The organism is Rhizobium sp. YIM 134829, assembly GCF_046546455.1.
This window is the reverse complement of sequence record NZ_JBKHKI010000001.1, coordinates 492,658-505,603: the sequence shown is the minus strand read 5'-3', so window position 1 is coordinate 505,603 and position 12,946 is coordinate 492,658. Positions and strand designations below refer to the sequence as shown.

General features: G+C 62.6%; 13 protein-coding genes. 12 read left to right on the top strand and 1 reads right to left on the bottom strand.

Annotated features, from left to right (window positions below; genetic code table 11):
- Positions 1 to 60 precede the first annotated feature (60 nt).
- From ACLE20_RS02440 to ACLE20_RS02415, 6 genes are read left to right on the top strand one after another with little or no spacing between them, the layout of a single operon-like run.
- Positions 61 to 1,212, top strand: a complete 1,152-nt coding sequence (locus ACLE20_RS02440; protein ID WP_410938652.1) for an extracellular solute-binding protein — start codon at positions 61 to 63, stop codon at positions 1,210 to 1,212.
- Between the two features lie 14 nt (positions 1,213 to 1,226).
- A complete protein-coding gene (locus ACLE20_RS02435; protein ID WP_410938651.1) occupies positions 1,227 to 2,087 on the top strand; it encodes an ABC transporter permease in 861 nt (286 codons plus the stop codon).
- Positions 2,084 to 2,911 carry an ABC transporter permease gene (locus ACLE20_RS02430; protein WP_410938650.1) on the top strand — a complete coding sequence of 276 codons (828 nt, stop codon included), beginning with the start codon at positions 2,084 to 2,086 and terminating at the stop codon, positions 2,909 to 2,911. Before ACLE20_RS02435 ends, ACLE20_RS02430 begins: the two co-directional genes overlap by 4 nt.
- 25 nt (positions 2,912 to 2,936) lie before the next feature.
- Complete coding sequence (locus ACLE20_RS02425) at positions 2,937 to 3,986, top strand: ABC transporter ATP-binding protein (RefSeq protein WP_410938649.1); 1,050 nt, start codon at positions 2,937 to 2,939, stop codon at positions 3,984 to 3,986.
- Positions 3,976 to 4,824: a glycerophosphodiester phosphodiesterase gene (locus ACLE20_RS02420; protein ID WP_410938648.1), complete on the top strand. Its 849-nt coding sequence runs from the start codon at positions 3,976 to 3,978 to the stop codon at positions 4,822 to 4,824. The genes ACLE20_RS02425 and ACLE20_RS02420 overlap by 11 nt, the downstream gene beginning before the upstream one ends.
- A complete protein-coding gene (locus ACLE20_RS02415) occupies positions 4,824 to 5,651 on the top strand; it encodes an inositol monophosphatase family protein (protein ID WP_410938647.1) in 828 nt (275 codons plus the stop codon). The genes ACLE20_RS02420 and ACLE20_RS02415 overlap by 1 nt, the downstream gene beginning before the upstream one ends.
- 307 nt (positions 5,652 to 5,958) lie before the next feature.
- Here ACLE20_RS02415 and ACLE20_RS02410 read toward each other — a convergent pair whose 3' ends face one another.
- Complete coding sequence (locus ACLE20_RS02410; RefSeq protein WP_410938646.1) at positions 5,959 to 6,819, bottom strand: NAD(P)H-binding protein; 861 nt, start codon at positions 6,817 to 6,819, stop codon at positions 5,959 to 5,961.
- Between the two features lie 106 nt (positions 6,820 to 6,925).
- On the opposite strand from ACLE20_RS02410, the gene ACLE20_RS02405 reads away from it, so the two are divergent.
- The 6 genes from ACLE20_RS02405 to ACLE20_RS02380 all read left to right on the top strand — a co-directional run bounded on the left by ACLE20_RS02405 (position 6,926) and on the right by ACLE20_RS02380 (position 12,943).
- On the top strand, positions 6,926 to 7,837 hold the full coding sequence (locus ACLE20_RS02405) for a LysR family transcriptional regulator (RefSeq protein ID WP_410938645.1): 912 nt from the start codon (positions 6,926 to 6,928) through the stop codon (positions 7,835 to 7,837).
- Between the two features lie 335 nt (positions 7,838 to 8,172).
- On the top strand, positions 8,173 to 10,248 hold the full coding sequence (locus ACLE20_RS02400; protein WP_410938644.1) for a PAS domain S-box protein: 2,076 nt from the start codon (positions 8,173 to 8,175) through the stop codon (positions 10,246 to 10,248).
- Positions 10,164 to 10,352 carry a LuxR C-terminal-related transcriptional regulator gene (locus ACLE20_RS02395; protein ID WP_410939118.1) on the top strand — a complete coding sequence of 63 codons (189 nt, stop codon included), beginning with the start codon at positions 10,164 to 10,166 and terminating at the stop codon, positions 10,350 to 10,352. The genes ACLE20_RS02400 and ACLE20_RS02395 overlap by 85 nt, the downstream gene beginning before the upstream one ends.
- 152 nt (positions 10,353 to 10,504) lie before the next feature.
- On the top strand, positions 10,505 to 11,140 hold the full coding sequence (locus ACLE20_RS02390; protein ID WP_410938643.1) for a histidine kinase dimerization/phosphoacceptor domain -containing protein: 636 nt from the start codon (positions 10,505 to 10,507) through the stop codon (positions 11,138 to 11,140).
- 113 nt (positions 11,141 to 11,253) lie between these two features.
- Positions 11,254 to 11,670: a putative quinol monooxygenase gene (locus ACLE20_RS02385; protein ID WP_410938642.1), complete on the top strand. Its 417-nt coding sequence runs from the start codon at positions 11,254 to 11,256 to the stop codon at positions 11,668 to 11,670.
- Positions 11,671 to 11,788: 118 nt separating this feature from the next.
- Positions 11,789 to 12,943 carry a glutathione-independent formaldehyde dehydrogenase gene (locus ACLE20_RS02380; protein ID WP_410938641.1) on the top strand — a complete coding sequence of 385 codons (1,155 nt, stop codon included), beginning with the start codon at positions 11,789 to 11,791 and terminating at the stop codon, positions 12,941 to 12,943.
- The last annotated feature ends 3 nt before the right edge of the window (positions 12,944 to 12,946 follow it).

Genomic DNA, 12,946 nt, shown 5'->3' with positions numbered 1-12,946 from the left:
TCCTGGAGTTCGATGGTCAGCCGAGCGCCGAGGAAGGCGCGGCAATCAAGGGAGAAGACGATGAAGCGGCGCGCATTCCTGATTTCGACGGCCGGCTCGGTTGCCGGCATGATGATCCTGCCGAAACTGTCCTTCGCAGCCGAGGGGCAGATCGACTGGTACACCGGTTCCGATGCCAACGTGCTCGATTTCTGGACCAACACCGTCAAGCCCGCGTTCGAGGCGGCACATGCCGGAGTGAAACTCAACCTCGTCGATGCTGGCGACAATGCCGGTATCCAGGCAATTGCCGACCGTGCTCTCGCGGCAATGCAGACGAAGACCGATCCGCAGGCCGATTATTTCGAGCATGCCGACCCGCGGCTGCCCAAGGGCGCGATCGAAGCCGGGCTCTACGTCAACCTGAAGCAGGCTGGCCTTGCCAATTACGCGAAGGTCAATCCGCTCGCCATCGACAGCGACTATTCGCTGCCCTATCGCGGCTCGCAGGTTCTGCTCGCCTATGATTCCACCAAGCTTTCGGCAGCCGATGCGCCGAAGACCTGGGATGCGCTCGTCGCCTGGATCAAGGCGCATCCTGGTCAGTTCGTCTATAACCGTCCGGACAAGGGCGGCTCCGGCGGGAACTTCGTCCGCCGTGCGATCCATCAGGCCAATGGCCTCGATCCGAAGGTCTTCACCGTCGACAACTATACCGAATCGTTCGGCAACGAGGCGCTCGGCAAGGCTTGGGCCCTGCTCAAGGACATTGCGCCGTCGCTTTATGACAAGGGCGCTTACTCCTCCGGCAACACGCAGTCGCTGCAATTGCTCGGTCAGGGCGTGGTGACTATGACGCCCGTCTGGTCGGATCAGGTCCTCCAGGCGATCGACCAGGGCGTGCTGCCGCAGACCACGGGTCTGGTCCAGCTTCAGGATCTGGCGCTGTGCGGCGGCTTCTCGCGCGCCGTCGTGCTCAGCAACGGCAAGAACCGCGACGCGGCCCTGCAGCTCGCCGATTTCATCCTGAGCGAAGAGATGCAGGGCGCCATCCTGACCGAGCTTGGCGGCTTCCCCGGCGTCAGCTGGGACTATGTCTCCGCCGATCTTCGTCAGAAGTTCGCCGATATCATTCCCAAGAGCATCCCGACCTTCCCCTCGGGCGCCTGGGAGGCGGCGGTGAATGACGGCTGGTACCGCAACGTCGCGCCGACCATCGACCGCAAGGCGTGAGCAGCGAATTGGCAATGCAGGACGCATCGCGTGCGCAATCGGGCAGGGGGCTGGTCGGCCTCCTGCTCGTTGCTCTCCCCGTCCTGCTCGTCGCGTGGCTGGTGATCTGGCCGATCGTGCACGCCGTGCTGACCACGCTCTGGCGGCCTGCCGCCGACGGGGTTCCCCGCTTCGACGGATCCAGCTACGCTTTCTTTTTCTCCGACGGCTACAGTCTCGGCAACCTCGCCTTGACGCTCTGGACCACCGGACTCTGCGCCTTGCTGCTGCTGATCGTCTCGCTGCCGATCGCGCTTTATCTGCGTTTCGCCAAGGGGACCATTGCCGCCTATGTCCAGGCGCTGGCAATCCTGCCGCTCTTCGTTCCCTCGATCATCCTTGCCTATGCGCTGATCCGCGTTCTGGGTCCGAACGGCATGGTCGATTTGCTGCTGAATGCTGTCGGGCTTCCGAAGCTGCGCACGCCTTACCTCACACCCTGGGGTCCGGTGATCGGTCTCGTCTGGGACAATATCCCGCTGACGGTGCTCATTCTGCTTTCGGGGCTCGGCTCGGTGAGCACGATGGCGATCGAGGCGGCGCGGGATGTCGGAGCAAGCCGGCTGCAGCTCTTCTGGCACATCATCCTGCCGCAGATCGGCAATTCGATCCTGGTCGCCCTGTCCTTCGCCGTACTCGGCATCTTCTCGGCTTTCACGCTTCCCTATCTGCTCGGGCCGGCGTCTCCGGAAATGATGGGCCCCTTCATGCAGAGAACGTTCCGCGATCTCAACGATCCCGTTGGAGCGGTCACGCAGGCTGTCGTTACCTTTGGCTTCTGCATCGTCTTCGGCCTGTTCTACGTGCGCTCGGTCGCGCGCAACCAGGGGAGATGAGGGCCATGCGCCTCTCTTCCGCCAGGCCGCTCACCGCCTCAGGCCTTCTGCTCGCCTTCGTCCTCTCCGTTGTGGTCGTCCTCCCGCTGCTGGTCGTCGGCGTCTGGGCCTTCACGGAGATCTGGCGCTATCCGAGCGTGCTGCCGCAGCAGTTCGGACTGCGCTTCTGGCAGCAGACGCTCAGCCGGTCGGATGTGTGGAGCGCTCTTTCGCTCAGCCTCGCGCTTTCGACCGTGGTGACGCTCGCCTCCGCCATCATCTGCCTGCCCGCCGCTTATGCCTTCGCCCGCCTGCGTTTTCCCGGACGCGACCTGTTGTTCTTCTCCTTCCTCGCCGGCCATGCCTTCCCGAAGTTCGGGCTGCTGGTGGCGATTGCCGGTATCTTCCTGCAGCTCGACCTCATTGGCACCTTCTGGGGAGTCGCGCTGATCCAGCTGGTCAACACGCTGATGTTCATGATCTGGATCCCGGTCGCCGCCTTCCAGGCCGTCGATCGGCGCATGGAGGAGGCGGCCCGCGATGTCGGTGCCAGTCCCCTGCGCGTCTTCTGGTCGATCACGCTTCCCCAGGCAGCGCCCACCATCGCCGCGGCAGTTCTGCTCACCTTCGTTGGCACCTTCTACGAAACGGAAGGCGCCTGGCTCATCGGGGCGCCGGGGATCCGTACCATGCCCGTGCTGATGATCAGCTTCATCAACAACCAGATGGTCATCCAGTACGGCGCGGTGTTGTCGGTCATGCTCTGGGTGCCGTCCTTCATCGCCCTGATGTTTGCCCGACGGGTGATCGGCGGCAGCGCCTTTGCGAAAGGATTTGGCGGATGACGAGCCGCAGGACAGGACAAGACCCATGTCGACGCTGAGCATCCAGGGCGTATCAAAGCGTTTTTCGAGCGAGACGATCGCCGTCGACAGGGTCTCTCTCGATGTTGCCGATGGGGAGCTCGTCTGCCTGCTCGGACCCTCCGGCTCGGGCAAATCGACCCTGCTGCGCATGGTCGGCGGCTTCGAGGATCCGACCTCCGGGCGGATCGCGATCGACGGTCAGGACGTGACGCATCTGCCGCCCGAGCGTCGACCGACGGGCATGGTGTTCCAGAGCCATGCGCTTTGGTCCCATATGAACGTCTTCAACAATCTTGCCTTCGGCCTCAAGCTGCGCCGCCGCCCGAAAGTCGAGATCCGGGACAGGGTCGAGGCCGTGCTCGATCTCGTCGGTTTGAAGGGCTATGACCGACGCATGACCAACCAGCTCTCTGGCGGGCAGCAGCAGCGCGTGGCACTGGCACGCGCTTTGATCCTCGAGCCGAAGATCCTGCTGCTCGACGAACCTTTCGCCAGTCTCGACCAGCATCTGCGCGAGCGGCTGCGCGAAGAAGTGCGCGACATCCAGCTCCGCCTGAAGATCACCACGCTCTTCGTGACGCACGGGCAGGACGAGGCGCTGTCGATGGCCGACCGGATTGTGGTGATGCATGATGGAAGGACTGAACAGGCTGACAGACCCGACGTCATCTACCGCGATCCGCAAACCCCCTTCGTCGCGGGCTTCATCGGCACGATGAATTTCATCAAGGGCCATGTCGAGAACGGCCGTTTCCGGCATGCCGACCTGTCCGTTGCGCTTGCCGTTTCCGATGGACCGGTGACCCTGGCCGTCCGGCCGGAAGCGCTTGATCTCGTCGCGCCGGATGACCGCAGCCGGGTTGTCATCCATCGGGTCACCGATTTCGGCACGCACGGACTGATCGATCTTCATCTGTCCGATGGGACGCGGGTGAAATCGATGGTTCCCAGTCCTGAACCTTTCCAGGCGGGCCAAGCTGTCGGCCTCGCGCCCCGGTCCTTCGCCGCCTTCCGCAACGACGCCAAGCTTTCTGGGATTCACCATGCGCGTTGACCCGATCTTCATTGACAATCGGGGACACCGGACGATGCTCAAATGGCATCGCGCGCGTCGCAAAGCCTCCGATCCCGAATTCACGCCGACACGCATTCTCGAAGCCATGCGGCTGGGCGCCAGCGTCGAAGTGGATCTCGTCCTCCATGCCGAGCATGGTTTCGCGATCCTGCACGACCGCACGCTCGATCATGGAACGACTGGAACCGGCCTCGTCGCCGACACCACGGCGGACGCACTGCGGCAGCTCTTCTTGCGGGCAAACGACGGCACGCCGATCAGCGATCGCGTGATGCTGCTCGAAGATCTCTGTGATCTGCTGAAGGCGAACCCCGCCCATGCGGATGCATTGCTGCAGCTCGATTGCAAGGAGGACGGGTCTCGCCTGTCTCCGGCGGTCATTGAGAGCTTCGTGGTGGCGGTCTCGCCCGTAGCCTCGTCGATGATCCTGTCGGGCGGCGACAGCGCAGCCGTGGCAGCGCTTGCAGAACGCACGCCCGGCCTCAAGACCGGCTACGACCCGACCTATCCCGGCATCCTCGACGCGCTGACCTCGGCCTCGGACTTCGCAACCTTTATCGAAGCGGCCCTCAGACTGGCGCCGGATGCCACCATGATCTACCTCGACCATGAACTCGTTCTCACCGCCGACGCCGTCGGCGTCGACCTGATCGGCGCTGTCCACTCTGACGGGCGTCGCGTCGATGCCTGGACGATCCGATCCGTCAGCCCCACCACGCTGAACCACGTTCAACGCCTCCTCGACCTGCGCGTCGACCAGATCACCACCGACGACCCCGAAGGCCTGGCTGCCGCTCTTGCCGGAGGACAAGGCTGATGCCGGTTGCTCCCGCGCATGTTCTTGCGGACATGGTCGAGGCGGCCCGTCGCGCCGGGGCTCTGACGCTCGACTTCTTTCACCGACGCGAGACGCTGGCGATCGGCGTCAAGGGGCCGGGTGATTTCGTCAGCCTGGCGGATGAGGAATCGGAGCGCCTGATCCGGGAGCACCTCCTGACTCGCTACCCGGAATGGAGCCTGAGCGGCGAAGAATTGCCGCCCGTTGAAGGGTCTGACCCCGACTATCGCTTCCTGGTCGATCCGATCGACGGAACGACCAACTTTTTGAACGGTCTCGACTATACGATCACGATCGCGCTTCGGCGGGGCAGGGAGACCCTGTGCGGACTGGTCTACAATCCGGTGACGGAGGAGATGTTCACCGCTGAGAAGGGGCAAGGGGCCTTCCTCAACGGTCGCCAGCTCGCCATGCGAGACAGCCCCGACATCGGGCAGATGGTTGTCGGCACGGGTCTCCCGACGCCGAACCTCTCTTTTCACGAGGGCGCCTATGCCCGGCTCGACCAGATCCGCGCGCCGATTGGTGCCGTCCGCGTCCTCGGGAGTGCCGCCAATTGTTGCGCCTATGTTGCCTGCGGACGCTTCACCGGCTATTTCGAGCAGACGGGCTTCGTCGATACCGCGGCGGGCATCCTGCTTGTCGAGGAAGCCGGCGGGATCGTCACCGACTGGTGGGGACGTGGGCCGGCCTTCTTCGAAAAGTCCGGCTTGCTGATCGTCGCCAACCCATCCACTCACGCGTTTCTCTTGGGTCACCTCCGCCAGGTTGGGAGACTCGGCGAGGGTGTCAGGAGTGAGGACTGAGTCGCCGCCGCGGCGCAAAGCGTCAGGTCGCGCTGGCCCTCTGCAATGGGCAAGGGCGCCAAAGCGGAGCCGTTTATGATCAGCTGACCTTGCGACACGTTGGGCATCAGTCAATTGGGCGCGAGAGCGGCAATAATTTCGGCTCCCGCGAAGAAGGTTACAGTGCCGGGGATGGCAGCATCGCGCCTCCCTTTCGGTCATAGAAGCCGTCGTGGCACCTGCCCGAAGGCGGGCACCCAGCGCGCCTTCACCTCGCTGATGCGCCTACATCGGCTCAAAGAGCAGGCGGACGGGGGACCAAACCGCGCTAAAGCTCTGCTTTCAGGAACTCCCTCATGGTCTGGGGTGCCCGCCCCAGTATCCTGGCAAGTGCCGGATCGGTGGCTGCGAATTCTCCCGCACGGGCCGCGCGGTAATATCCCAGCATGACGGCGATTGTCCCGTCATGTGCGCCTGCGGCATACGCCCTGGTTTTCACGGTCTCCTCGCTGACGATCGTTCTTGATACGGGCCTCCCCAGAAGCTCTCCGGCCAGTTCCGCAAGACCGGCAAGGTCAAGGGTCTCGCTTCCCGTCAGGGGCGGCGTCGGGCCATCGATATCCTCTCTCCCGATTAACGAAGCTGCGTCTGCAGCAGCGAGATCATCGTGGGTCACCCATGCAACCGGGCCATCTTCTGGTGCTTCCAGAGAGCCGGCGTCCAAGCCGCGCCTGTTCATCATCAGCGCACTTTCGGCATAAAAGCCGTGCCGCATGGCAGTCCAGGCCAATCCTGACCGTGCGAGCATCTCTTCCGTCTCGGCATGGCATCTGCCGGGGGGAAATTGTGAGCTCGCAGCGCTCGATATTTGGCTGGTGTAGAAGATGCGCTCGACGCCGATTTCTCGCGCGACGCGGATGGCAGTCGCGTGCTGCTCCAGCGGGTCACCGCCTGTTGCTGCGGCATTGGAGGAGATCAGGAGAAGTCGCCTCGCACCTGCCCAGGCGTCGCGCAGGCTCTCGGCATCGCTGAAATCGCCTTGCCGTACACGCACGCCCCTTGCCTCGATATCCGCCACCTTCGACGGGTCACGGACGCTTGCTCCAATGCTCGTGGCCGGCACGTGAAGCAGAAGGTTGCTGATAATCTTGCGGCCGAGCTTGCCGGAAGCGCCCGTGACGATGAACATGTCAAATTTCCCCTTGTCGACGCCCCCTGCGGGTAGCGAGCACAGCGGACGTTAACTGGTACCCCTTTCGTTGATAATCGGCTCGGTTTCGAATAGGCTGTTCTGCATGAAGAACAATGTTTCGCCGAACGATCTTCAGGTATTTCTCAGCGTCTTGAACGAGGGCGGCTTCCGCGCAGCGGCGAAGCGGCTGGGCATTGCTCCTTCGAAAGTCAGCACCACGGTTTCGCGGATCGAGAAGCAGCTCGGCGTGCCGCTTGTCTTGCGTTCCACCCGAAGTCTGCGGGCCACGGATCAAGGCCAGAGGCTGGCAGAACGCCTTCAGCCCCTGATGACCGAGATCGACGTCGCTTGTTTCGAGGCGGCGGATTCGGCGGACCAGATTCAGGGCCATCTGAGATTGAACGTTCCAGGTGCGGTTGTTCCGGACATCCTCCCGCCGCTGATCGTTGAATTGCAGCGAAGGCACCCGAAGGTACAGGTCGAGATCGTGGTGGAGAACGGCTTCGTCGACATCATTGCAGCGGGTTGCGACGCAGGCATCCGGTATGGCGATTCCATCCAAAAGGACATGATTTCCATCCCGATCGGTCCTCGCCTGCAGCAGATCGCACTTGCGGCGTCGCCCTCCTATGTGAGGCAGTACGGGCTGCCTAGGGAGCCGCTGGAGCTGACCGACCATCGTGCGATCAGATATCGACTGCCCGACGGGATGCTCATTCCCTGGTCGTTGCGGCGTGGGGACGAAACGGCAAACATAGTCGAACCCACGACCTCCCTCGTTCTGAGCGTCAACGCGTTGAACACGGGATTGGACTATGTGCGAGCAGGACTAGGCATCATCGGCACTTTCCGCAACTGGCTTGAGAGCGACTTCCGGGCCGGAACGCTTATCCCTGTACTGCCCGACTGGTGGGCTGAGCTGGAGGGGCCGCGGCTCTATTATCCGAGCCGGTTCACGTCCTCGGCGCTCCGTGCATTTATCGATGTCTGTCGCAACGAGGCCACGACGGTTTGAACGGCAACCACACTCATGCCGTCGCCGACCGCTGATCAACGATGGATCGCGTGGCCGCGAAGATAGCGTTGCGCGGATCGCCCGGTACCCACCTCGCACGCGCCGTGCTTCCTCGTTGGATATCCGTGTCGCGGACGTCTGGTGTTTCTTGAGACCAACGGCATAAGCAATTCTCTGACATCGTCCGGGAACCCTCCTAACCATCCTCAGTTAGCGATGCACCGGTGGTGTGTCGGGATGGGGGATGAGATGTGTCGGATGATCGATCGCACGATGACCCTACCCTATATGCGTCGAGCCACAGTCACATCGAACGTGCCCTGCGGGACGAGCGCATGCTGCTCGCCTCGGTTCTGCAGAACCTGCCCCTCGGCGTCGGTGTCTATGATCGCGACGGCAGTCTGATCCATTCCAACCAATCGCTGCGAGACTATGCGCCTCTGGACCGCCTGCCTTCCCGCCAGTCCGCAGAAACGCGGCGGTGGCGAGGGTATGACGCCCGTGGCCGACTGATAGACCCGAGCGACTATCCGGGCGCGCGTGCCCTGCGTGGCGAACAGGTGATGCCCGGCATCGACTTCCTGTATGAGAGCAGCAAGGGGCCGGAACGCTGGTTGCGCGTCAGCGCAGTTCCCTTTCGCAGGGAGAGTGCGGACGGCAATCAAGCCATCGTGGTCGTGCAGGACGTTGACGATCTCAAGCGCGCGCGCGAGCAAATTGAGGCGTCCGCAGCACGATATGCCATCCAGTCGCGGTTTCTGCAGGCGACGCTGTCGTCGATCCCCGACTATGTCTACGCCTTCGATGCAGAGCGCAGGTTCGCTTATGCCAATCCCATCATGCTTGGGCTGTTTGGGCTGACGGAAAGGGACATGCTGGGTCGAAACTTTGAAGATCTGAACTATCCGCCAGATCTGGCAGCTCACCTTAACCGCGACATCGATCGCGTCTTCAAGGATGGTTCGACGATCGAAGACGAAGTGTTTTTCGAAAGTCCGACAGGAGTCGCCGCCTACTTCACCTATCGCTGGGGTCCGATCCGGGCCGAGGACGGTTCGGTCGAGCTCGTCGTGGGTGTATCGCGAGACACCAGCGAGCGGCGATCGATTGACGAGGCCCTGAAGCGCAGCGAAGCGCGCCTGCGCGCTGCGACTGAGCTGGTCGGCCTCGGTATCTATGCCTGGGATCCGGTGACAGGCGCGCTCGATTGGGACGACCAGCTGCATGCTATGTGGGGGCTTGCTCCAAACGAGCGGGTCGATATTTCTGTTTACGAAGCAGGAATTCATCCAGACGACCTGCCCGCAGTTCGTCAGGCGATCGCCGCCTGCATCGATCCGGTGGGAGATGGTCGTTATGCGATCGAGTATCGCGTGATCGGACGGGATGACGGCATTACCCGCCACATCGCGACGTCGGGCCGGACGGAATTCGAGAATGGCCGCGCGGTCGGGTTCATCGGCGCAGCCATTGATGTTTCGGAACAACGCCGCACTGAGGCTGCGGTGCGGGAAAGCGACGCTCAGTTTCGCAGCTTCGCCGAGAACAGCACCAATCTGCTCTGGATCGCCGAGGTAGCATCGGGGGCGATCGTCTTCCGCAGCGCAGCCTTCACGCAGATCTGGGGCGAGTCTCTGGAAGACGCGCCGACGACTCTGGAGACCTGGCTGGAAGGCGTTCATCTCGACGATCGCGCCGGCGTGCTTCGCGCACTTGGAAACGTGGAGGCCGGCGAGGTCACGCAATTCGAGTATCGGATCGTGAGGCGAAAGGATGAGGGGATCCGTTGGCTGCGCGATACGAGTTTTCCAATTCGTGACAGCCGTGGCGTCATCACCCGCATCGGTGGAATCGCCGAGGATCTGACCCGTGAGGACAGCCGGCAGGTCTATATCGTCAGTACCAGGGAGGCCGAGGCGCGCCATCTCGCAGGCCTTGTCCGCATGGGGGATTATCACGCCCGCATCTTCCGGAGCGCCGCTTCCTTTCTCGATGTTGCGCCGGTTCTGACGTCGGGTTGCGTTCTGGTCGACCTGCGCAGCGAGCGCGACGATGGCCTGTCGATCCCGCGTGAGCTCAAGGCGCGGTCGATCGCTTTGCCGACCATCGCGCTCGATGATGCCACGGCCGGCGCCGAAGCCGCGGTTGCGGCGATGAAGGCCGGCGCGATCGACTTCATCGTGTTCAGCGAAGAGGCCGTGCTGCGCGACAAGCTCGGCGCGGTTCTCGCCGAAAGCCAGGCGACCGTGCGTCCGGCAACGCGCAATGAGCAGGCGAGCGCCCACATCGCGCGCCTGACGCCGCGGGAGCGCGAAGTGCTGGTGGGATTGGTGGACGGCGGCACGACAAGATCATCGCTCAGGCCCTCGGCATCAGCCCGCGAACGGTCGAGCTGCATCGATCACAGGTGATGAACAAGCTGGGAGCGGGCAGCCTGACCGAACTGGGTCAGATCGCGCTCGCGGCAGGCATTGCGTCGTCGGAGGCGGGTAGCAAGGGGCGGAAGATTACCTAGGGTTTCTCCTGATGTCCCGGCACCGATCCGATTGAAAGGATGGGACATCACCTCGTGACGGCGGTGATCAGGCTTCCAGTTCAGTGTCTTTGTTTTCTTCCTGGCTGTCACGATACTTGCTTCCGACCCTCGACAGACAGGTGGAACATCCGATGATTCAACTCGAGTTACATTCGCTGGACAACCTGTTGCTGCGCGAAACCTATCATCGATGCACCAACGATCTCCAGCTCGTCGTCAGCCTGCTGTCGCTGCAGAGCCGCCGAGCGACGAATGACGAGACCCGCGATGCCTTAGCGGACGTCATGGCGCGCGTCGGCATCCTGGCGCGTGCGCGCACCGAATTGAACTACCGACGCTCTCCGAGCCTGGAGATCGCTCTTGGGCAGGTGTGTCGGGCTCTGCTCAGTCAGGCCGAGCCCCGTAAGATCCTGATTTCGATGCAGATCGACGATGAAGCCGAAGGGCTCTCCTCGGAGCACATCACCACCTCGGCGCTCGTGGTGAACGAGCTTGCGACCAACGCTCTCAAACATGCGTTCGAAGACGGAAAGGCCGGCCACATCACGATCTCGGTCCGGCGCTGTGGTTCGGGCCACGTCGCGATCCTGGTCGATGACGATGGCCTGCCGTTTCCGTCACCGCATCTCCCGAACTCAAGCGGCATGGGCTTGCCTCTGGCCAGGCGGCTCATCGAAACGGCCGATGGGATGTTCATCCAGCATGGCGCCGGGTCGAAATGCTTCGAAATCAGGTTACCCGTACGAAACATATCGGGGCAACGCTGACAGGCTGGAAAGCAGTGCTTCCCCCGTGTCGATGGTCCCCCCCACGTAGGATTCCTTAGGGATGGTGCGAGTGCCCAGATCCCCCGAAATCGGTGAAGCCTCGTCGCAACGAAATGGAGGATCTTGAGATGGAAAACACGACACATGACACCTCGCCCGAGGCGACCGCGTTGGCTGGCCGAGCATTCGCTCGCCGGACGTCGGTCGGGGTGGCGAAAGGATTGTTCGTCCGCCTGCGGGTAAAGGAAGGAAAAGGCGACGAGGTGGAAGCCTTTCTGCGCAGCGGCCTCGACGCGGTGATGGAGGAGGACGATACGACCACATGGTACGCGCTGCGCTTTGGTCCGGACGACTTCGCGATTTTCGACACCTTTCCTGACGATGCCGGGCGACTTGCCCATCTCGCCGGCAAGGTCGGTCGCGAGCTTGTTGCGCGCAGCCTCGAGCTCTTCGAGGGTGCACCGGAGATCCGGTACGCCGACCTGCTCGCTTACAAGCTACCCGACCAAAGCGGCCAAGTCGTCAGCTGATCGTCAATCTCGAAATGCCGCAGGACTTCCGCTGAAAGACCGACCAGAAGGGTCGACAGGCTCAAGCAGCCTCTCTCCCGGAAACCCGAGCCGTCATTGCCTTTTAAAGGAGGATGTCATGAGAGCAGTTGTTTATAACGGGCCCCGCGATGTGGCGGTCCAGGACGTTTCCGACGCCCGGATCGAGAAGCCGACCGACGTTCTCGTCAGGATCACCAGCACGAACATATGCGGTTCCGACCTGCACATGTACGAAGGTCGCACCGACTTTCAGCCGGGCGGCGTGTTCGGCCATGAGAATCTCGGCCAGGTGGAAGAGGTGGGTCCGGCGGTCGATCGCGTGAAGGTCGGCGATTGGGTCGCGATCCCCTTCAACATCGGCTGCGGCTTCTGCAAGAACTGCGAACGCGGCCTCAGCGCCTTCTGCCTGACGACGGCGGATCGAAGCGTTTTCCCGAATATGGCGGGTGCCGCCTATGGCTTTGCCGGAATGGGTCCCTACCGCGGCGGTCAGGCGGATCTTCTGCGCGTTCCCTATGGCGACTATAACTGCCTGAAGTTGCCGCCGGATGCCGAGGAGCGGCAGAATGACTATGTGATGCTGGCCGATATCTTCCCGACAGGATGGCACTGCACCGAGCTCGCAGGACTGCGCCCGGGCGAGTCGGTCGTCATCTACGGCGCCGGGCCCGTCGGCCTCATGGCCGCCCATTCGGCCATGATCAAAGGCGCCAGTCTTGTGATGGTCGTCGACCGTCATCCCGATCGGTTGCGCCTTGCTGAATCGATCGGGGCCATCGCCATCGATGATTCCAAGGGGTCTTCGGTGGATCAGGTGCTCGCGCTGACGAACGGCATCGGCGCCGATAGAGGCTGCGAATGCGTCGGCTATCAGGCCCATGATCCGCAGGGCCAGGAACATCCCAACATGACCATGAACGACCTTGTCAAATCGGTGAAGTTCACCGGCGGCATCGGTGTCGTCGGCGTCTTCGTGCCCCAGGATCCCGCACCGCAGGACGAGCTCTACAAGCAGGGCGAGATCGTGTTCGACTACGGACTGTGCTGGTTCAAGGGGCAATCGATCGGGACGGGCCAGTGCAACGTCAAGGCCTATAACCGGCAGCTGCGGGACCTGATTTTCAACGGGCGCGCCAAGCCCTCCTTCATCGTGTCGCACGAGCTGCCGCTCAACGAGGCGCCGGCCGGATACAAGCATTTCGATGACCGGGACGATGGCTGGACAAAAGTCATCCTCAAGCCCGCCGCATGATGG